At 68.4% G+C, this 18,406-nt stretch carries 15 protein-coding genes, 1 tRNA gene and 1 other RNA gene; 9 read left to right on the top strand and 8 right to left on the bottom strand.

Annotation, left to right across the window (positions count from 1 at the left end; genetic code table 11):
• Nucleotides 1-64: 64 nt before the first annotated feature.
• A complete protein-coding gene (locus tag NJQ44_RS17390) occupies nucleotides 65-928 on the top strand; it encodes a hypothetical protein (protein WP_254272599.1) in 864 nt (287 codons plus the stop codon).
• 22 nt (nucleotides 929-950) lie between these two features.
• On the opposite strand, the gene NJQ44_RS17385 is transcribed toward NJQ44_RS17390, so the two are convergent.
• The 4 genes from NJQ44_RS17385 to NJQ44_RS17370 form a co-directional block, all read right to left on the bottom strand.
• Nucleotides 951-1,166: a DUF8123 family protein gene (locus tag NJQ44_RS17385; RefSeq protein ID WP_254272598.1), complete on the bottom strand. Its 216-nt coding sequence runs from the start codon at nucleotides 1,164-1,166 to the stop codon at nucleotides 951-953.
• A gap of 215 nt (nucleotides 1,167-1,381) precedes the next feature.
• Nucleotides 1,382-1,455, bottom strand: a tRNA-Lys gene (locus NJQ44_RS17380).
• Nucleotides 1,456-1,489: 34 nt separating this feature from the next.
• Nucleotides 1,490-2,158 (bottom strand): DUF7119 family protein, encoded by a 669-nt coding sequence (locus NJQ44_RS17375; protein ID WP_254272597.1) that lies wholly within the window; start codon nucleotides 2,156-2,158, stop codon nucleotides 1,490-1,492.
• Nucleotides 2,159-2,284: 126 nt separating this feature from the next.
• Nucleotides 2,285-2,434: a DUF8595 family protein gene (locus tag NJQ44_RS17370; RefSeq protein WP_254272596.1), complete on the bottom strand. Its 150-nt coding sequence runs from the start codon at nucleotides 2,432-2,434 to the stop codon at nucleotides 2,285-2,287.
• A gap of 264 nt (nucleotides 2,435-2,698) precedes the next feature.
• Between NJQ44_RS17370 and NJQ44_RS17365 the strand changes: the two genes are divergently transcribed.
• From NJQ44_RS17365 to NJQ44_RS17355, 3 genes are all read left to right on the top strand, one after another.
• Nucleotides 2,699-3,040 (top strand): DUF8134 family protein, encoded by a 342-nt coding sequence (locus NJQ44_RS17365; protein WP_254272595.1) that lies wholly within the window; start codon nucleotides 2,699-2,701, stop codon nucleotides 3,038-3,040.
• 93 nt (nucleotides 3,041-3,133) lie between these two features.
• Nucleotides 3,134-4,897, top strand: a complete 1,764-nt coding sequence (locus tag NJQ44_RS17360; protein ID WP_254272594.1) for a nitrite/sulfite reductase — start codon at nucleotides 3,134-3,136, stop codon at nucleotides 4,895-4,897.
• A 268-nt stretch (nucleotides 4,898-5,165) separates the two neighbouring features.
• Nucleotides 5,166-6,125 carry an AAA family ATPase gene (locus tag NJQ44_RS17355; protein WP_254272593.1) on the top strand — a complete coding sequence of 320 codons (960 nt, stop codon included), beginning with the start codon at nucleotides 5,166-5,168 and terminating at the stop codon, nucleotides 6,123-6,125.
• 7 nt (nucleotides 6,126-6,132) lie between these two features.
• Here NJQ44_RS17355 and NJQ44_RS17350 read toward each other — a convergent pair whose 3' ends face one another.
• The 4 genes from NJQ44_RS17350 to NJQ44_RS17335 are packed head-to-tail and all read right to left on the bottom strand — an operon-like array spanning nucleotide 6,133 to nucleotide 13,574.
• Complete coding sequence (locus tag NJQ44_RS17350; protein ID WP_254272592.1) at nucleotides 6,133-7,632, bottom strand: DUF7519 family protein; 1,500 nt, start codon at nucleotides 7,630-7,632, stop codon at nucleotides 6,133-6,135.
• Complete coding sequence (locus NJQ44_RS17345) at nucleotides 7,632-8,894, bottom strand: DUF58 domain-containing protein (protein WP_254272591.1); 1,263 nt, start codon at nucleotides 8,892-8,894, stop codon at nucleotides 7,632-7,634. Before NJQ44_RS17345 ends, NJQ44_RS17350 begins: the two co-directional genes overlap by 1 nt.
• On the bottom strand, nucleotides 8,887-9,516 hold the full coding sequence (locus NJQ44_RS17340; RefSeq protein ID WP_254272590.1) for a DUF7269 family protein: 630 nt from the start codon (nucleotides 9,514-9,516) through the stop codon (nucleotides 8,887-8,889). The genes NJQ44_RS17345 and NJQ44_RS17340 overlap by 8 nt, the downstream gene beginning before the upstream one ends.
• On the bottom strand, nucleotides 9,513-13,574 hold the full coding sequence (locus NJQ44_RS17335) for a transglutaminase domain-containing protein (RefSeq protein ID WP_254272589.1): 4,062 nt from the start codon (nucleotides 13,572-13,574) through the stop codon (nucleotides 9,513-9,515). The genes NJQ44_RS17340 and NJQ44_RS17335 overlap by 4 nt, the downstream gene beginning before the upstream one ends.
• A gap of 244 nt (nucleotides 13,575-13,818) precedes the next feature.
• On the opposite strand from NJQ44_RS17335, the gene rnpB reads away from it, so the two are divergent.
• From rnpB to uvrB, 5 genes are all read left to right on the top strand, one after another.
• Nucleotides 13,819-14,215, top strand: an RNA gene (rnpB, locus tag NJQ44_RS17330) — RNase P RNA component.
• 47 nt (nucleotides 14,216-14,262) lie between these two features.
• A complete protein-coding gene (locus NJQ44_RS17325) occupies nucleotides 14,263-15,252 on the top strand; it encodes a M10 family metallopeptidase domain-containing protein (protein WP_254272588.1) in 990 nt (329 codons plus the stop codon).
• A 46-nt stretch (nucleotides 15,253-15,298) separates the two neighbouring features.
• Entirely contained in the window at nucleotides 15,299-15,913 is a 615-nt protein-coding gene (locus NJQ44_RS17320) for a rubrerythrin family protein (RefSeq protein WP_254272587.1), read from the top strand.
• 39 nt (nucleotides 15,914-15,952) lie between these two features.
• Nucleotides 15,953-16,114, top strand: a complete 162-nt coding sequence (locus tag NJQ44_RS17315) for a C2H2-type zinc finger protein (RefSeq protein ID WP_254272586.1) — start codon at nucleotides 15,953-15,955, stop codon at nucleotides 16,112-16,114.
• 219 nt (nucleotides 16,115-16,333) lie between these two features.
• Nucleotides 16,334-18,391, top strand: a complete 2,058-nt coding sequence (gene uvrB / locus NJQ44_RS17310) for an excinuclease ABC subunit UvrB (RefSeq protein ID WP_254272585.1) — start codon at nucleotides 16,334-16,336, stop codon at nucleotides 18,389-18,391.
• Nucleotides 18,392-18,406: the final 15 nt, after the last annotated feature.

Here is an 18,406-nt window from a genome sequence, read left to right as displayed (position 1 = left end):
GCGGACAGGTCTCTGTGCAGTCGAAAAGTAATCATTAAACCGTGCCGCACCTGACCGTCTGGATATGCAACGACGAGCCGCGGCGGCATACTTCGCGTTCTTCCTCGTCGTCAGTGTCGCAGCGTACGCGTACATTGGCGTCGCGGAGAGTCAGCGGCCGGAGGTGTCACTCGACGCGACCGCCGAGTTGACCAACGACAGCACGTTCAGTGTCGACGGAACGACCTTTACGGCGTCGAATATCCATCTATCGAGTGGTGGCGGTGGCCACGGCGGCGGTGGTGGGTCGATGGTCGCGGACCTGGCGTGGACTAACGAGTCGTCAAGATACACGGCGACGCTGGAAAACGGATCCACGACGACCGTCGACAACACGACGTACCTCATCACGACGAACAACGAGTCGAACACGGTGACCCTGACCGAACAGATGAACGTCACGGAACTGCTGCGTGAGGACCCCGCCGTCGAGAACTCGGTGGCGACGCAGAACGGTACCGACTACGTCGTCTACCGCGAGAACGACACGCTCCGTCCGGTCAGCGAGTGGCTGCCGGAGCCACAGACGGAAACCTACCCGGTTTCTGGCGTCTATCCGTACCAGACCGACAGCGGTGTCCAACAGACGACAGTGGTCGACGTGTCCGCCGAGAGCGCGACCGTCGAGTGGTTCGCGCCCCGCGAGCGCACGGTCGAACTCACCGAAGGTGGGAACGTCACGCTGCAGGGCCAGCAGTACTTCGCACACTTCCCGGACCACAGCACGGTGCAGGTCGTCAGCGTCGACGAGTATCCGGCCTATCAGGAGGACCTCGACCGCCAGGACTACTTCCACGAACGGAAGAACGGCCTCTGGGGCGTCTCCATCCTGAGCGGCATCGCGGCGGTGCTGATGCTCGGTATGGCGTACATGCCGACGCGCGGCTGAAAAGCGGACCTCGAGTTTTGCGTTATTCGTCGTTCGTCCACGACAGGTAGGCGAGACTCCCGCCAACGATAATCATCAGTATCGCGCCGACGAGTTGCAGTATTGCGCTCGCGATAGTCGCGTGCGTCGCCCACGGTGCGCCAGCAATCGTTCCGAGCGCGGCGAGGACGAGGAAGGTCCCGGCGACGACGCCCAGCGGCCGGAGTGGGTCTTCGAGGGAATCGGAGAGTGCGTTCATGTGGGAGTGCTCGGTGGGTGAGGGTGGTAAAACATTCGTTCCCGTGGAAGAGACGGGCCGGGAGTGGCTGGACGAACACATCGTGTTCGCGAGGGTCGGTGTCCGTCGGGAGTTGCACCACGGAAAGACGGTTGTCTCGCTTCGTTCGGCGCTGCGACGTGTCGGATTCGACTCCCCCCGTGATGTTTTCACTGCTCACTTTGTTCACAGGAAAACGGGCCGGGAGGGAGTTGAACCCCCGACCGTCTGGTTAAAAGCCAGACGCTCTGCCTGACTGAGCTACCGGCCCTCGATATCGAGTGGGGGGAGGGACGGCTAAGGCCTTACGGTCCGCCGTCGAGGGTCGACTCCAGTGCGTCGGTGACGACGGTGCTGGGGTCGGTAGCGTCGAGGGCGGCGCGGCGGCGGAGTTCGCGGTACGCGTCGACGTCGATGGTGAGGGTGAGTTCACCGAGGCGGTAGCCTTCTGTGGCGAGTGCCCTCTCGATGTTCGCGCCGTCGTTGACGCGACTGGCGACGGACCGAATCTCGCGGACGGTCAAGCCGTGGTCGAGGGCGGCCCACGCCAGCAGGAGGCGGGCTTCGCCGGCCACGCGGGCGATGTGTTTGGCCGCCGTCGGCGCGATTTCGCCTTTGGCGACGTGGATGCGGATAGACCGTGGGAGGTCGTGGACACGCGACCACTTCCGGATGAACGAGACGGTGGCGTCGCCACCGGCGCGCTCTGCGGCCGCCTTGTACGACCCTTCGCCGCGGACGAGCGCCGCACACGCCGCCGCACCGCGGAGCATGTACACGTTGTCGTCCGCCCCGGCAGTGTTCTCGGAGAACCGGCGGACGGTCTGCGCGGCGAGTTCGAGGCTCTCCGGGTCGTCGGGGTCGAACTCGACGGCTTCCTCGGCACGCTGGCCGGTGAGGGTCGGATCGCCACGGATGACTGGCTTCCCGACCGGTGATTTACGGTCGGTGGACGGTGCGTCCTCTGGCATCATCGGATGATTCGCGGTCAGTCCACAAAAGTACCCCGTCCGGACGCGTCGCGCGCACGACTCTCCAGTCGGCTCAGAACCGACTGCTATCGGTGCGATTGGACTGGAAAACGGCGGCGGCAGTCCGGTTCAGTCGTCGGAAGCGCTCTCGCGCTCTTCGCTCATGTGTTCCCAGATTTCCGTGCAACCGCACCCGTCCTCGACGTTGTCGAGGTGGTCGGTGCGTGGTTCTTCGGCTTCGGCTTCGGCTTCGTCGTGGGTTTGGTGTGCGTTCGTCATCGTTTCTGGTGGCGCGGCGACAGTTGCCGCGTATCGGTATCTCCCTGTTATAGAGCCGTCATCATAAGGCCGCACTCTCCTGTAATCTTCACCCGCACTGCGGCTTACCGGCAACGTGTGCGCCTATCTCCGACGGCCGGAAAGAGGTGGAGGCGAGTGCTACCAGTTCGCAGGCACCGCACGACGGCGAGCGGTCCGTTCCGACCCCGGCGAAACTTGCGACCGGCGACGCCCTCAGGTAGCTCGCACATCTAATGAGATGTAATGACCACGGACGTTCACCAACTCGACGACGGGGCGTGGATATCCGTCAACGACTCGCGGGAAGTGAACGTCTCGGACCTGTGGCTGTTGGCCCGGAGTGACTTCTGCGGGTGTGAGACGACGGATTTCCTCGCCGAGGGATTCGTGAAAGTCGGCGTCGACCATCCGAATATCGAGGCTCGAATCGCGGGCCAGTGCATCGCGTGTGGCGAGAGCGGCGTCACCGACTGGCTGACCGTCGGCCGCGTCGTAGACCCGGAATCGGGCGAATTCTACGGTGTCGTCCACGAGAGCGTCCACTTCCCGGAGAAACGGACCCGGCTTGCTCGGCCCGAACAGTAGGCAACAATCTCCTGTTTCGGCTAGTGGGGGAGACGGTTGACGAGAAAGCGTGTCGTATAAGGCTGGGTGTCTAGTGGCTGAACACACTCAGCCATGCCGAGCAAAGTAGAGAAATGGAAAGACGAAGTCTACGGTAACGAGATTCGCGAGCATCTGCTGGAGTTCGCAGAGCAGGGATGGGACGCCATCCCGGAAGACGAACAGGACGCGTGGTTCGAGCGCTTCAAGTGGTGGGGCCTGTACCACCAGCGCTCCGGGCAAGAGTCGTACTTCATGATGCGCATCGGGACACCGAACGGCGTCATCGAACCGGGCCAACTCGAAGTCATCGGCGAAGTCGCCAAGGAGTACGCCAGCGGTCCCGCCGAGAACCCCGAGTTCGGCGACGCGTACTGTGACTGGACGACCCGCCAGTCCATCCAACTCCACTGGATCAAACTGGAGGACATCCCGGAAATCTTCGAGAAACTGGAAGCCGTCGGCCTCTCGACCCAGCAGGCCTGCGGTGACTCGTGGCGAAACATCGTCGGCTGTCCGGTCGCCGGGAAGGACAAACACGAACACGTCGACGCGTGGCCCGTCGCCGAGGACCTCCACGAGACGTTCAAGGGCAACGACGACTACTCGAACCTCCCCCGGAAGTGGAAGGTCGCCGTCACGGGCTGTGACGAAGGCTGTGGGCAGGGCGACATCAACGACCTCGCCTTCGAACCCGCCGAGAAGGACGGCGAACTCGGCTTCAACGTCCGCGTCGGCGGCGGCCTCTCGCGCAAAGAGGAGCGCTTCGCCCGCGACATCGACGTGTGGGTTCCGCCGGAACAGGCGGCCGACGTGGCTCACGGGATGTCCGCGCTCTTCCGCGAGTACGGTGACCGCGAGGACCGCTTCAACGCCCGCATCAAGTTCCTCGTCGACGAGTGGGGCCCCGAGAAGATGCGCTCGGTCCTCCAAGAGGAGTTCGTCGACTTCGAACTCCCGACGGCGGGCGAGGACATGCGCGACCAGTACACGTACAACACCGGGACGCAGTCGGGGCACAACGACCACGTCGGCGTCCACGAACAGAAGGACGGTAACTACTACGTCGGCCTGAACGTCCTCGTCGGGCGGATGGGCGCGGACGACACGCTGGAACTGGCCGAACTCGCCGACGAGTACGGCTCCGGCGAAGTTCGCCTGACCCAACGCCAGAACGTCATCGTCACGGACGTTCCCGAGGACGACCTCGACGACCTGCTCGCTGAACCACTCCTCGAAGACTACTCGCCAGAGCCGTCGCCGTTCATGCGCGGCTCTATCGCCTGTACGGGCACGGAGTTCTGTTCGCTCTCCATCGTCGAGACGAAGAACCGGCAGGTCCGCTATGCCCGCTGGCTGAAGGAGAACGTCGACCTCCCGGCCGACCACGAGGACTTCCACATCCACCTCTCGGGCTGTACGGCCTCCTGCGCCCAGCCTCAGATCGCCGACGTGTCCCTGCGCGGCATGAAGACCCGCAAGGACGGCGAACCGGTCGAAGCGCTCGACATCGGTCTCGGCGGCGGCCTCGGCGAGGAACCGCGCTTCGCCGAGTGGGTCGAGATGCGCGTCCCGGCGGACGAAGTCCCCGGCGCAATCCGCAATCTCGTCGAGAACTTCAAAGAAGCGCGCGACGACGACCAGACGTTCCGCGACTTCGTCGAGGCCACCGACGAGGACGCCCTCGCAGCGATGGTCGAACCCGAGGAGACGGACTACGAGGACCCGTACATGCACAACACGAAGATGACGTGGTACCCCTACGCCGAGGACGACGACATGAGCGCTTCGCCCGCACCGACCGACGGCGAGGGTAAGCCGCTCCCCTCTGACGACTAGCCCCTCACTGCTCGGCTTTCGCGCTTTCCGGTCGGGAACAGGATGGGGGCGTGGCCGCCTATTCAGGCCAGCGTTTCGACGACTCCCGGTCCCTGGTTCTCGGTCCCCGGTTCCCGGCGAGTAGGCGTCGTCGAACGCCGCGATACGGTCCCACACGCGCCGTCGAAGGCCGCGTGTCGCGTTTCGCTTCGTTAGTCGCAGTGGTCTCGGCGGTTGATTCCACCGTCTCCGTCGGTACGTATAAGCCGGTCCGTTCGCCCAACAGTGTATGGACGTCGCCGAAGCAGGTTCCCGCGCCCAGTCGATTGTCGACGAAGTCGGCGCGGCGGTCATCACGGACAGAGCGTTCTTAGAGACGGTTATGACGAGCGTCGTCGCCGGCGGTCACGTCCTCTTAGAGGACGTGCCGGGGACCGGAAAGACGCTGACGGCGAACAGTTTCGCGGACGCCCTCGGACTGGCGTTCTCGCGCATCCAGTTCACGCCGGACCTCCTCCCGGCGGACATCACCGGGTCGAACATCTACAACGACGCCGACAGTAGCTTCGAGTTCGTCCCCGGGCCGATATTCGCCAACGTCGTGTTGGCCGACGAGATAAACCGCGCGCCGCCGAAGACCCAGTCGGCGCTGCTGGAGGCGATGGAGGAGGGACAGGTCACCGTCGACGGCGAGGAACACGACCTGCCGGACCCCTTCTTCGTCATCGCCACGCAGAACCCCGTCGAGCAGGAGGGGACCTTCCCGCTGCCGGAGGCACAGGTCGACCGCTTCTGGTTCAAAGACACCATCGGCTACCCCGGCCGGGACGGGGAGAAGGAACTGCTCGACCGGCGGGCCGACCGCCGGTCCTCGACGCCGTCGGTCGACCCGGTGGTGACCGAAGACGAGATAACGGCGATACAGCGCCTTCCCGAGGAAGTCACCGTCGACGACGACCTGCGGTGGTTCATCACCGACCTCGCGCGCGAGACCCGCACTCACCCCAACGTCGACACCGGCGTCTCACCGCGCGGGACCCAACGGCTGTTCGAGGTGTCGCGAGCGCGTGCGGTCTTGCAGGGTCGCGACTTCGTGACGCCGGACGACGTGACCACCGTGGCACCGGGCGCGCTGGCCCATCGACTGGTGTTGACCGCGCAGGCCCGGATGGACGACCGGAACAAGCGGGCCATCGTCCGCGATATCGTCGATAGCTTGGACGTGCCGAACGTCGACGGGGCGGACTGACGGCCGGTCAGTCGGCGCGCACGCGGGGGAGCCACAGGACGGCGAGCAGTATCGCCGACACGAGCACACCGGTGAGGACCACGGCGGGGAACGCGGCGGAGACGCTCCGGTCCGTCGCGGCGACGACGGCGTATCCGATGCCGACGCCGACGCCGCCGACCAGCGTGCTCCCGACGAAGTGCGCCCCCTCGGGACGGGTCATCGTCAGTCGACGGCCGACCTGCTCGCCGAGGACGATGGCGTGTTCTTGCAGGTCCCACACGAGGATGCTCCCGACGCCGCCGACCAGCGCGAGGACCGCGACGTCGTGACGGAACGCCACGAGGACGACACCGAGGTACAGCATCGCGGCGGTCCCGCGGACGCGTGCCGTGTGGCCGTCGCTGCGGGTGAACATATCGACGGTACTCAGGAGAGTTCGCAGGCCGACCGCCAGCGAGAACAGCGCGGCCCCAGCGAGAACCACGAGCACGAATCGGAACGCGAGGACGTTCGGAATCGGCGGGACGCTCGTCACCACCGTCTCTGCGGCCGTCGCGACCCGCGGGGGGAACGGTGCGAGGAGGAGGAGCGCCGCTATCGCCGCGGTCCCGCTCTGTTCGGTGCCGATGTCGACGAGCCACGTGCTCTGTGTCCGCCGGACGACCGCGAGGACGTACGTCGCGGCGACCAGACACGTCTCTGCGATGACGAGGCCCGCGAGCGCGTCGTAGACGACGGGTGGGCCGACGAGGAACGGGATGCCGGTCTGTGGCGACCCGAGACGGACGAACATCACCATCAGCGCCGCGATTGCGGCCAGACCCGTCAGCACGGTCACGAGGCGGACGGGGTCGCGCCCCGTCCGTTCACGCGGGGACCGCCGGAGGTCGAGCGACTCGACCCGGACGAGCAGGACGTGTCCGCCGAGCGCCGAAGCGAACAGGAGCGCGGGCAGCAGCGTCGTGGCGACGTTCGGTTCGGCGCGGAGTTCGACTAAGTGCGCCCACGTCTCGAAGACGGCGGTGAACTGAGACTGGACGCCCGGCGGGAGGAAGGCTATCCAGCCGACGGCGAGTGCGACGCCGACGATACCGACCGACTGGACGAACAGCGACCACCCGACCGACCCGAAACTCCCGCCCTCGTCGTCGGCGAGGAAGGAGAGCTGTCTCGCCAGCGCGAGGACGACCAGCCCCAGTCCCAGACTCGGCAAGACGAGGCGTTTCAGGAGGCGCAGCGGCATGAGCGCTCCTTCGGGCTGGAACCCGAGGGACAGCCAGTAGCCCGCCAATCCGACGGCGGCGACGGTGCCGGTCGGCGCCAGGAGGCTTCCGACGAGCGTCGCCAGTCGCGTCTCGCTCCCGGTGAGGCGGAACGCCGCCCCGAGGGCGACGGCCGCGCCGAGGAATCCAGCCGTCAGAGCGACGCTGCTGACCGCGGCGACGGCGGTTCCGGCGACGAGACAGGCGACGAGCGTGGCCACCGCCGTCCCGCCGGTTCGGGGCCGCGGGTCGTAGCCCGCCATCAGAGCCACCTCCGGGCGAACGACTCCAGCGTGAGACGCAGCGGTTCGGCGCGGTCCCAGTCGACGACGGGCACGTCGCTCCCCTCCAGCGTCCGGAGCCGCCGCGAGCGGTTGGCGGCGGTGAGCGCTTTCCCGACGCTGGTTGACTCGACTAACCGCGGGGAGATGACGCTCACGTCGTGTCTGTGCGCCCCGAGTCGCTTCGCGAGCGTGACCATCTCGTCGTCCAGTAGGGGTGAGACGAGGACGACCTGTGCCTCGGACGGGAGCCACGTCAGGAGGTCCCGCGCGGGGTCGCTGACGTACGTGTCGGTCGGAGCGGCGTCTTCCGCCTCGAACAACTCTCGGCCGGTGGCGGCGTGGTCAGCCCCAACGCTCGGTGCCAGCGCGGTCACGTCGTCGGGATAGAACCCCACGCCGACGCGGTTCCCGCCGCTCAGCAGTTCGTAGAAGGTCCGCTCGGCGGCGTACAGCGACAGCGCCGCACCGGTCGGTTGGTCGGGGGCCGCCCGGACCTGCGCGGCCTGCGAGCGGTCGACCAGCAAGACCACCGTGGCGGCGTGTTCCTCCTGATACTCGACGGTCGAGAGTTCGTTCGTCCGGGCGTAGCGCCGCCAGTCGATGCGGCGGGCCGGGTCGCTGGTGCGGTACTCGCGGGTGCTGTGGAAACTGATTCCCTCCCCCGCGATGTCCGTCGGAATCTGCCCGGCGCGGCGGGCGGTCTGACTCGTCAGCGGCACGTCTTCGACGGGCACCTCACAGCGGAGCGTCGTCTCGACGGGGACGGTCCCGCGAGCGTCGTATTCGCCGCTCAAGCCGACGGAGGCGACCGTCAGGTCGCCGAACGCGTAGGTCCCGCGTTTCGCGACGACGTCGTACTCGAACGTCGCCGTCTCGCCGGCGGCCAGCGAGAGCGAGTGACGGGGCGTCCCGTCGGTGACGCCCAGTTCGTCCGGAACGCCGTCGACGAGACGCAGGTCCGTCACGGCGTCGTCGCCGGTGTTCTCGACCGTCACGGTGACCGTGACGGGTTCGCCGGGAACGGGCGTCGTGGGGGCCAGCGACCGCGTCGCGTCGAGTCGTGCCGCCGCCGGGTCGGGGGTACTGAGTTCGCCGTAGAGGACGTAGACGATGGGGACCGCGCCGGTGGCGTACACGACCGGCGACTGGAAGGTCACCCCGAGGACGACCGGAAGCAGAATCGCGCCGACGAGGTGGCGGTAGCGGTTGGTCCGGATGGGCGCCGGGTCGCTCTCACTCATCGATGTCGCCTCCTGACTGTCGCTCCTCGACGTAGGCCAACAGCGCTCGCTCGATGCGGGCCACGCGCCGGGCGACGGCCCGCGGGCCGAGGAACCACTCCCAGACTCGGGTCGGCAGCGAGGGCCGACGTTCGTCGTCGGGACTCAGAACCGCCGCGACGTACGCGTCGTCGGTCCAGGACCCGTCGCGGACCCGTTCGCGGGCGGCCTCGGTGGGTAGCTGTTCGGTCTCCGCGACCAGCGTCACCACCGCCCGCCTGAGGTCCGCCACGACGCTCTGCGGGTCCACGGCGGCGTCGTCGCCCTCGGCCCGAACCCGTTCGATTCGGTCCTCGAGGTCGCGCTGAACGACCGACTCCTCGCTCGAACTGGCCAGTTCGGGGGTCCCGACGTCCAACTCGGCGCGGCGGGTCCGCGCCTGCGTGGTGGTGATGGCCGCCGTGACGAGGCCCGCGACGGCCCCGACAGCCACCCACAGCAGGGGCGTCTCCGTCTCGACGAGTCCCAGGGCGGTCCCCACGACCGGCGGGTACGCCGCCGGACGGAGCAGTCCCACGGCCGCCCCGCCGACGAGTGCGCCGACGACGAGCAACTTCGTGAGGCGAATCAGGGTCCGTATCATCGGTCCCCGCCCTCCTCTCGGTCACCGACAGTGTCCGGGTCGTCGCCGTCGCCCTCGTCCGGTGACCGGAGCGTGTCGGCGGCCTCCGTGACCGACTGCAAGCGGTCAGTGTCGAGCGAGTAGTGGCCGTAGCGTACCCGCTGGAACGCCTCGGTAATCCGCCGGACCTGCCGCGTGGGGTAGCCGTAGGCCGTCGCGGCCGTCGCCACCCGCGCGGGCGTCTCGGTCAGCGCCGTCCGGGGCGTGTTCTCGGCGAGGGTCACCCACGCATCCACGACCGTCTCGACCGTCGCCTCGTCGGGGCCCGACTCGTCATCTCCGGCCCGCATCACCGCCGGGTCGCTCGGGCCGGGACCGTCGGCGTCCAGCGACGGCGACGAGGTGAACACGGCCCGCAAGCGGGCCGGGAGTCGCCGGAGTTGGGCGGGGAGCGTCCGAAGCCACGCGGCCAACGACCCGGCCAACGCCGCGATACCGGCGAGCAGCGTCGGGGCCTGCCGGAGGGCGTCTCGGACGGCGGTCAGGACGCGCCGACCGACGCCGACGACCGCACGACCGGCGGCGGCGACCACCTCGCCGAGTTTGAGGACGGTGTCGACGACGGCTCTGACGGTTCGGCGAGTCAGGCCCGCCGTGGCCTCGCCGCCCCGAACGGCCCGCCCGAGCAGTCCGTAGCGGCGCTGTAAGCCACCGGCGACGCCGACGAGCAAGAGCGCGAGACCGCCGTAGAACGGGAGCAGCGTCCGCGTGACCGCACCGGAGGCCGCGCCGCGAGTGACTGTCAGGGCGAACGCGGACCGCGGCGGCAGGAAGGGGACCGTCGCGGTGAACGTCCCGTTCTCGGCGGTCCGGGCCACGACGCTTCCGTTCTCGCCGCGGCGCACCGTCGCGTTCGCGACGGGGTAGCCAGCGATGGTCGTGTTGACGGTCACCCGCTGGGTCGGAATCGGATGGCCGGAGAGGGTGACGTTGATGTCCGTCGGGAGCGGCGCGGTCGTTCGTTCGTCGAGTTCGCCGCGCCTGACGGTCACGTTCAGGCGCTCGGCGTAGGGGACGGTGACGGTCGCGGTCCCGTTCTCACCGGTCGTCGCCCGTCGCTCGCCGTCGACGAAGACGGCGGCCCCGCGAAACGCGGCCCCGCCCAGCGTCGCGGTGACGCGGTGCTCTCGCCCGGGAACCGGGTCGCCGGCGATAGTGAGGGCGGTGTCGGTGACGACGGCGAAGGCTCGCTGGCCGCTGGCCTCGGCGCGTCGCACCGTCACCGGCCCCTCTCGGACGTAGGGGATAGACACGCGTGCGACCCCGTCCGCGTCGGTTTCGCCGACCCGTTGCCCGCCGATGGCGACGGTGGCGTCTCGGACGGGAACCCCGTCGACCGTCGCGCGCACCCGGACCTCCCGGCCGGGTCGCCGCTGGTCCCCGACGGCCAGCGAGACGTTCAGGTCCGTCCCGCGAACGGCGGTTCGCCCCGCCGCACCGCTGCGTCTGACGGCGATGGCGTACTCGTTCCGGTAGGGAACGGTGACGGTCGCCGCCCCGTCGCGGTCGGTCTGTGCGACGATGTCTCCGGCGACCCGGACCGTGGCGTTCGGGACGGCCACGCCGTTGATGTCGGCCCGGACCGTCGCGTTCGTCCCCGGCGTGTCGACCGTCTCGTTGGACAGGGTGGGCGCGGTCACGTCGATGTCGGTGTCGATACCGGTGTAGGTCCGTTCGCCGCGGGCGTCCCCGCGCGTGACCGTCACGGTGAACGACTCGCTGTAGGGGACGGCGACCGATGCCTCCCCGTTCCCGTCGGTGGTCGTCACGGGGACGCCGTCGACGGCGACGGTGGCGTCCCGGACGGGAATCCCCTCGATTTCGGCCCGAATCGTCGCGTTCGTGCCGGGCGTCCGCGTCTCGATGTTCGAGAGGCCGATGGTCGTGTTCAGGTCGCGGGTCCCGTCGTCGCTCTGTTGGGCGAACACCGGCGCGAACGACGGCGACGCCCTCGAATCGGGGGCCCGACCGCTGGAGACCGACCGCGTCTCCTCGCTCTCGCCGTCGCTCACGCCGAGTATCTCGACGTGATACAGGACCGTCGAGTCGGGAATCGTGATGGACCCCGGGAGGGTGACGGGACCGTCGCCCCCGCCGCTGGCGGCTTCGGCGGGCGATTGGCCGCCCGGTGACTGGCCGCCGGCCGACTCCCCGGACTGGGAAGCCCCGCCCGACGACGTGCCGTCCTGCGTCTGCCCCCCGCCGTCCCGCGGGCCGGATTGTTGGCCGTCGGTGCTGTCGGACTGCGTCCCGTCCGTCTGGCCGCCGTCGGTCTGCGTGCCCGATCGGCTCGCATCGTCGCTCGTCTCCCGCGCTTTGAACACGTCGACGTCGAACTCCGCGACGTACGGGACGACGCCGCGAACCCGACCGAGGGAGTCCGTGCGCCCGACTCGCTTCCCGTTGAACGTCACGACGGCGTCCCCGACGCGGTTCCCGTCGGCGGTGACGATGACGCCGATTTCGTTGCCGGGAACGACGCGCCCGTCGTATCTGATGTTGACGTCGGTAATCTCTGGCGGCAGGTCGCCGCCGGACTGCTGGCTGGCGTCCGTCGTGACCGGCGCGAAGTCGGGGGCGGCGGTCGGCGCGGCGACGGACGCCCGGGTCGTTCCCGTCTCGCGGAGCGTCTCCCGGTCGGACGGCGTCGGGTCGAAGGTGACCCAACCGGTCTCCGGGAAGTACACCTCGACCCACGCGTGGGCCTTCGCACGGTCGATTTTGAGGTCGCCGTCTGCGGTCTGGCCCGCGGACGGTGAGTAGCCGCTGACGTACCGCGCGGGGACGCCCTGCGTCCGGAGCATCGCGACCATCGTCGTCGCGAAGTACATGCAGTAGCCCCGCTCCATCTCGGTGGCGAACGCCGTGGCGACGGTGCCGTCCGGTCGGTCGATTTGGGTCGAATAGCCCTTCTCGGTCTGGAGCCACTGCTCGACGAGGACCGCCGACTCGTAGGGCGTCGACGCGTTGCGCGTCACGCGCTCGCTCAGGCGGTCGAGGCGCTCCGGCGTGTCGCTCGGGAGCGCCGTGTACCGTCGTTCGACGGCGTCCGGGTAGTCCCGCCCGGCACGCTGGAGGGTCCGGGGCGACCAGGACGGTAGCGTCGCCGCGGCGGTGAACGTCGTCCCGTTCTCGAGCGTCGCCGGTTGCTCGACGCCCGCGCCCGTCAACTGTGGCCCGCCGAGGCCGGAGACGGCGGTCGGTCGCCACGGGACCGGGGCCGCGTCCGTCTCGTTGACGACGGTGTAGCGCAAGCGGACGGTCTGTCCGCTCGCGGGGTAGTCACTCGACGGTCGCCGACGCTCGGCGTCGCTCGGGGCCCATCCGACCCCCGTGTACGTCGCGTACGACGCCACGCGCCAGTAGGGGTCTTCTTGCGGGCCGATGCCGCAGGTGTCGCCGACCACGTCCACGAGCGCCGCCCCGTCGAGGCCGAGTCTGGTGGCGTCCGCTCGCGTGCAGTCGGCGGTCGGACCGGAGCCCGCACTGTTGCCGCCGTCGTCGCCTTCAGCGCCGCTCTCGCCGCTCCCGCTCCCTCCCGACGGGGTAGCGGTCGCTGACCCGTCACCGCCGGTCTCGGTTCCGACCTGTTGCTCGCTCGCTTCGCCACCGGCCGTCGCTCCGGATTCGGAACTCGTCGCGCCACCGGTCCCACCGCCCGCGGTCGACGTGAGGCCGCCGTCGGCCGACTGCGACAGCGACCGTTCGAGCGCCGCTTGGTCCCACGCCGTGTTCGTCGCGGCACCCGTGGGGTCGCCGCCGCTCCCGTCACCGACCTCGCTCGAACGGGCGTCACTTCCCGCCCCCGCGCCGCCCGACCCCGTCGAGGACGAGGAGGACGCCTGTTCGCCGTCGCCCGTGTCGGAGACCCCTGCACCTGACATCCCACCGACTGGGAGCGCACTCTGTGCCTGTCCCGGCATCGCGTCGCCAGCGGGGGACACCGACGCTGTCGGCCCCGACTGCAACAACGGGGCCGAGAGCCCGAAACTCGCGATGCAGAGCAGCGCCAACGTCACCGACAGCACTCGATTCACGTCCACAGTTTGTCTCTTAGCTACGGCCTTCGTCGCCGAAACAAAAAACATATGGATTGGTTGAACCGACTCCGGCCGCGCCGAGACAAAGCCGGTGCGGCGTCGCAGACCCCTGTGAACCGGTGAGACCGTCGCATTCTCGCTGGTCGGGCGAGCGCGCTGCGTGGGCCGCCCGGTGACGAGGCGGTTGGTAAGCGTTATCCCCGCCTGTCGTCTACGCTCACCCGGCAGAGGGAGGCCAGCTCCCGTGCCGCGAGGCATGAGGAAAGTCCCCCCACCCGTCGAACAGGTGACCGGGCGCAAGCCCGGGGCGGGAGACCGTCGGCGCTGGAACAGCAACGACACGTCGTCGTCGGACCGATGAGGTGCGCGAATTCCGAGCGAGGTCCGTGGGCCGCTTTGCGCCCCACGCCACCGAAGCGAGGGAGAGATAACCCACCGAGGGCCACCGCGGACCGCGGGGATTCGTCCCGCGACCCGCGCCGACGACGGACCGATGGAACGGCGAATCCTCACCGGTGCAAGGCCGCGTCGACAGGTAGTTCGGCACCGCGCGCGAGCGTTGGACGCGGCCGCTCAGCCGAATGCTGGCCCGAACAGAAGGGGGCTTACTCCCCTCAGCCGGTTTGCGGCCGCAACTGAAAAATACGCGTAGGCCCACCTCCGGACGATGGACCGACGGACGGCGGTCGCACTCGTAGCGGTCGCCCTCGTGACCGTGAGCGGATGTAGTGCCGCTTCGGAGGCGGTCGGGGAGTTGGGCGAACAGCGGCATCCGTTCGCCGACGAGACGGTGGCCGTCGCCGTCGACGGAACGGACCGCGAGCGTGCGCTCACGCGCGACGCACTGACCTATTGGGAGAGCCACGCCGCCGAGTACGCCGGGTTCGAGACCGAGTTCCGACTGGTCGACCCCGGCGAGACGCCGACGACTGCGGGTCCCATCGTCGAGGTACGGTTCGTCGAGACGGTCGGTGACTGCGGGGACACCGACTACTCGGCGGGGTGTGCGCCGCGAATCAACGCGACGACCCGGGTCGACTGGCCCGCGACGGTGCGGGTCCAGCGGGGGTTCGACGACGACTCGACGCGCCTCGTCGCCATGCACGAGGTGGGGCACTTGCTCGGACGCTCGCACGACGACGCGCCGCGTGACGTGATGCGTCACGAGCGCGCCCTCGCGACGCTCCCGCGACCGAACGCCAGCGAGCGACCCGTCCCGTGGAACGATTCGACGCTGACGGTCGCCGTCCGCGGAGAGGGCCTGTCGGACGCCGAACGGGCGGCCTACCGCGAGGAAGTCGCGTATGCCGCGGCCTACGTCGGTGAGGGGGCCGACGGCACCGTCCCCGCGAACGTCTCGGTGGATGTCGTCGACGACCCCGAGACGGCCGATGTCGTCGTCGAACCGGTGGCGTCGGCCGAGTGCCGACCGGACGCGGGGTCGTGCGCGCGCGTAGAGGGGACCGACCCGGACGCCGACGGCGCGATAGAGACGTACACGCGCGTCGAAATCCTGCTCGTGGACCTCGACCGCGAGGCGGCCAGTTGGCACGTCGCCCGGCAACTGCTGGTCGCCTTCGGGGTCGACGAGGCGGCGATACCGGCCCGACTCGCCGACGCTACCTACGACGAGCGCCGCGGGGCGTGGCACGGGTAAGCGCGGGTCCGACGGTTTCAAGCCCGCGCCGGGCGCAGTCCGGACTATGACAGCCAGCGACCTCCTCGACGCCGTGCGCGACGACCAGCAGACCGAACTCTCCCGACTCGGCTCCTCGAAGACGCTGTACGCCGACACCGGCGGCGAGATGAACCCCGAGGCCGTCCGCGCGGCCGCGGCGGCCCGCGAACAGGCCGCTCACGACACCTTCTCGGCGTGGGCCGACGACGAGTCAGACGACGCGGCCGCCGCGCTGTTCGCCGACGCGGCCGGAGACGCCGCCGACCGACTGGACGACGTGGGCGCGGACCCCGCCGACCGAGACTTCGCGATGCACGACGTCCTCGACGACTTCGAGTCGACGGTCGAACGCCTCGGGGGCCTCGTCGGGTGGGCACTCGTCGACGAGAAGACGAAGGGCCAACTCACCGGCTTCTTCACCGGGCAGGCGGACCCACAGACCGCGAGTACCTTCCGGAGTGCGCGGTCGGACATCGAGGTCCTGCGCGAGGAGGCCGCCGAACTGCTGGACGAGAACTGCGAGAACGACGACGATTGGGACGCGGCCGAGGCCGCCGCCGTCGACGTGGTGGCCGCCGCGTACGACGACTACTTCGAGACGCTGGAAGACCTCGGTGTCAACCCCAAGCCGGTCTGTTAAGCGCCGAGTTACTAACTCGCACGGCGAGAACTGCCCGCCATGACGAAACACCACTACCGCTGTCACATCTGCGGCCGCGACTTCGACGGGTTCGAGGAACTGCGCACCCACACTGAGCGACGGCACGCCGACGGCAACCAGAAGTGGTGGCTGGTCACCGAAGACCCGGACGACCTGCCGTTCGACGTCCAAGAGCCGTGAACCGAGACGCGGTTTTGTCGGCTCTCACTGCTCGCGGGTCGCTTCGCGCCCCACCTATTGCTCCACGACTCACTCCGTTCCCGTTCCGCTTCGCGGTTCTTCCCTGTCGGTCAGAACCTCGCTACTGTTCGCGGCTTCGACGCTCGCTCATTCGGCGGGCCGCGAACTCCGTTCGCACCCCTCGCTAGCCTCAAGTCGCTCCAACCCTACCACCACACAATGAGCGACGCCGGAGGCCCCCTCTCTATCGACCGCCCGGACGCCGACAGCGAATTCCGCGTCGACGCGCCGTTCGACCCGGCCGGTGACCAACCCGAGGCCATCGCGCAGTTGGCCGAGGGGTTCCGGCAGGGGATGGACAAACAGACCCTGCTGGGCGTGACGGGGTCGGGCAAGACAAACACCGTCTCGTGGACCATCGAGGAGATTCAAAAGCCCACACTCGTCATCGCCCACAACAAGACGCTGGCCGCACAGTTGTACGAGGAGTTCCGGAACCTCTTCCCGGACAACGCCGTCGAGTACTTCGTCTCCTACTACGACTACTACCAACCCGAGGCCTACGTCGAGCAGACGGACACCTTCATCGACAAGGACGCCTCCATCAACGACGAAATCGACCGCCTGCGCCACTCGGCGACGCGCTCCCTGCTCACTCGGGACGACGTCATCGTCGTCGCGAGCGTCTCGGCCATCTACGGCCTCGGCGACCCGCGAAACTACGTCGACATGTCCCTCCCGCTGGAAGTCGGCCAGGAGATAGAACGCGACGAACTGCTGGGCCGCCTCGTCGACCTGAACTACGAGCGCAACGACGTGGACTTCACGCAGGGCACGTTCCGCGTGCGCGGGGACACGCTCGAAATCTACCCGATGTACGGCCGCTACGCCATCCGCGTGGAGTTCTGGGGCGACGAGATAGACCGGATGCTCAAAGTCGACCCGCTGGAGGGCAAAGTCGTCCGGGAGGAACCCGCCGCGCTGATTCACCCGGCCGAACACTACTCCATCCCCGAGCAACGGCTGGAGCGAGCCATCGAGGAGATTAAGGAACTGCTCGACCAGCGCATCCGGTACTTCGAGCGGAACGGCGACGCCGTCGCCGCCCAGCGAATCGAGGAGCGCACCACCTTCGACTTGGAGATGATGCAGGAGACGGGGTACTGTTCGGGCATCGAGAACTACTCGGTCCACCTCTCGGACCGCGAGAGCGGCGAAGCGCCCTACACCCTGCTGGACTACTTCCCGGACGACTTCCTCACGGTCATCGACGAGTCCCACCAGACCATCCCGCAGATTCGCGGCCAGTTCGCGGGCGACAAGTCGCGCAAGGAGAGTCTGGTCGAGAACGGTTTCCGCCTCCCCACGGCGTTCGACAACCGCCCGCTCACCTTCGAGGAGTTCGAAGAGAAGACCGACCAGACGCTGTACGTCTCCGCGACGCCGAGCGACTACGAACGCGAGCACAGCCAGCAGGTCGTCGAGCAAATCGTCCGACCCACGCACCTCGTCGACCCCGCCGTCGAGGTGGCCGACGCCACCGGACAGGTCGACGACCTGATGGACCGCATCGACGACCGAATCGACCGGGACGAACGCGTCCTCGTCACCACGCTCACCAAGCGGATGGCCGAGGACCTCACCGAGTATCTCGAAGAAGCGGGCGTCAGCGTGGCGTACATGCACGACGAGACGGACACGCTCGAACGCCACGAACTCATCCGCTCGCTCCGACTGGGCGACATCGACGTGCTCGTGGGTATCAACCTCCTGCGGGAGGGACTCGACATCCCCGAAGTCTCGCTCGTCGCCATCCTCGACGCCGACCAAGAGGGGTTCCTGCGCTCGGAGACGACGCTCGTCCAGACGATGGGCCGGGCCGCCAGAAACGTCAACGGCGAAGTCGTCCTCTACGCCGACGACACCAGCGACGCGATGGCGTCGGCCATCGACGAGACCCAGCGCCGCCGCCGCATTCAACAGGCGTACAACGAGGAACACGGCTTCGAACCGACGACCATCGAGAAGGACGTGGGCGAGACGAACCTCCCCGGGAGCAAGACCGACACCGGCGGCATCTCGGGCGACGGCCCGGCAGACGAGGACGAGGCGGCCCGACAGGTCGACGAACTCGAAGCGCGGATGCAGGAGGCCGCCAACAATCTGGAGTTCGAACTCGCGGCGGACATCCGCGACCGCATCCGCGAACTCCGCGAGGAGTTCGACTTGGACGGCGGCGACGACGGCGGCGTCCCCGCGCCGAGCGGCGAGTTCTGAGCGGCACGAGGCGGT

Source organism: Haloarcula marina, assembly GCF_024218775.1.
In the GTDB taxonomy this organism is placed as follows: domain Archaea; phylum Halobacteriota; class Halobacteria; order Halobacteriales; family Haloarculaceae; genus Haloarcula; species Haloarcula marina.
The sequence above is the reverse complement of the archived record's forward strand: the minus strand, read 5'-3'. Positions and strand labels throughout refer to the sequence as shown.

Coding starts and splice junctions, on each gene's coding strand:
- NJQ44_RS17355 (WP_254272593.1), top strand. CDS start 5,166: ATGGACGTCGCCGAAGCAGGTTCCCGCGCCCAGTCGATTGTCGACGAA.
- NJQ44_RS17390 (WP_254272599.1), top strand. CDS start 65: ATGCAACGACGAGCCGCGGCGGCATACTTCGCGTTCTTCCTCGTCGTC.
- NJQ44_RS17360 (WP_254272594.1), top strand. CDS start 3,134: ATGCCGAGCAAAGTAGAGAAATGGAAAGACGAAGTCTACGGTAACGAG.
- NJQ44_RS17325 (WP_254272588.1), top strand. CDS start 14,263: ATGGACCGACGGACGGCGGTCGCACTCGTAGCGGTCGCCCTCGTGACC.
- NJQ44_RS17345 (WP_254272591.1), bottom strand. CDS start 8,894: ATGAGTGAGAGCGACCCGGCGCCCATCCGGACCAACCGCTACCGCCAC.
- NJQ44_RS17370 (WP_254272596.1), bottom strand. CDS start 2,434: ATGACGAACGCACACCAAACCCACGACGAAGCCGAAGCCGAAGCCGAA.
- NJQ44_RS17350 (WP_254272592.1), bottom strand. CDS start 7,632: ATGGCGGGCTACGACCCGCGGCCCCGAACCGGCGGGACGGCGGTGGCC.
- NJQ44_RS17375 (WP_254272597.1), bottom strand. CDS start 2,158: ATGATGCCAGAGGACGCACCGTCCACCGACCGTAAATCACCGGTCGGG.
- NJQ44_RS17320 (WP_254272587.1), top strand. CDS start 15,299: ATGACAGCCAGCGACCTCCTCGACGCCGTGCGCGACGACCAGCAGACC.
- NJQ44_RS17365 (WP_254272595.1), top strand. CDS start 2,699: ATGACCACGGACGTTCACCAACTCGACGACGGGGCGTGGATATCCGTC.
- NJQ44_RS17340 (WP_254272590.1), bottom strand. CDS start 9,516: ATGATACGGACCCTGATTCGCCTCACGAAGTTGCTCGTCGTCGGCGCA.
- NJQ44_RS17385 (WP_254272598.1), bottom strand. CDS start 1,166: ATGAACGCACTCTCCGATTCCCTCGAAGACCCACTCCGGCCGCTGGGC.
- uvrB (WP_254272585.1), top strand. CDS start 16,334: ATGAGCGACGCCGGAGGCCCCCTCTCTATCGACCGCCCGGACGCCGAC.
- NJQ44_RS17315 (WP_254272586.1), top strand. CDS start 15,953: ATGACGAAACACCACTACCGCTGTCACATCTGCGGCCGCGACTTCGAC.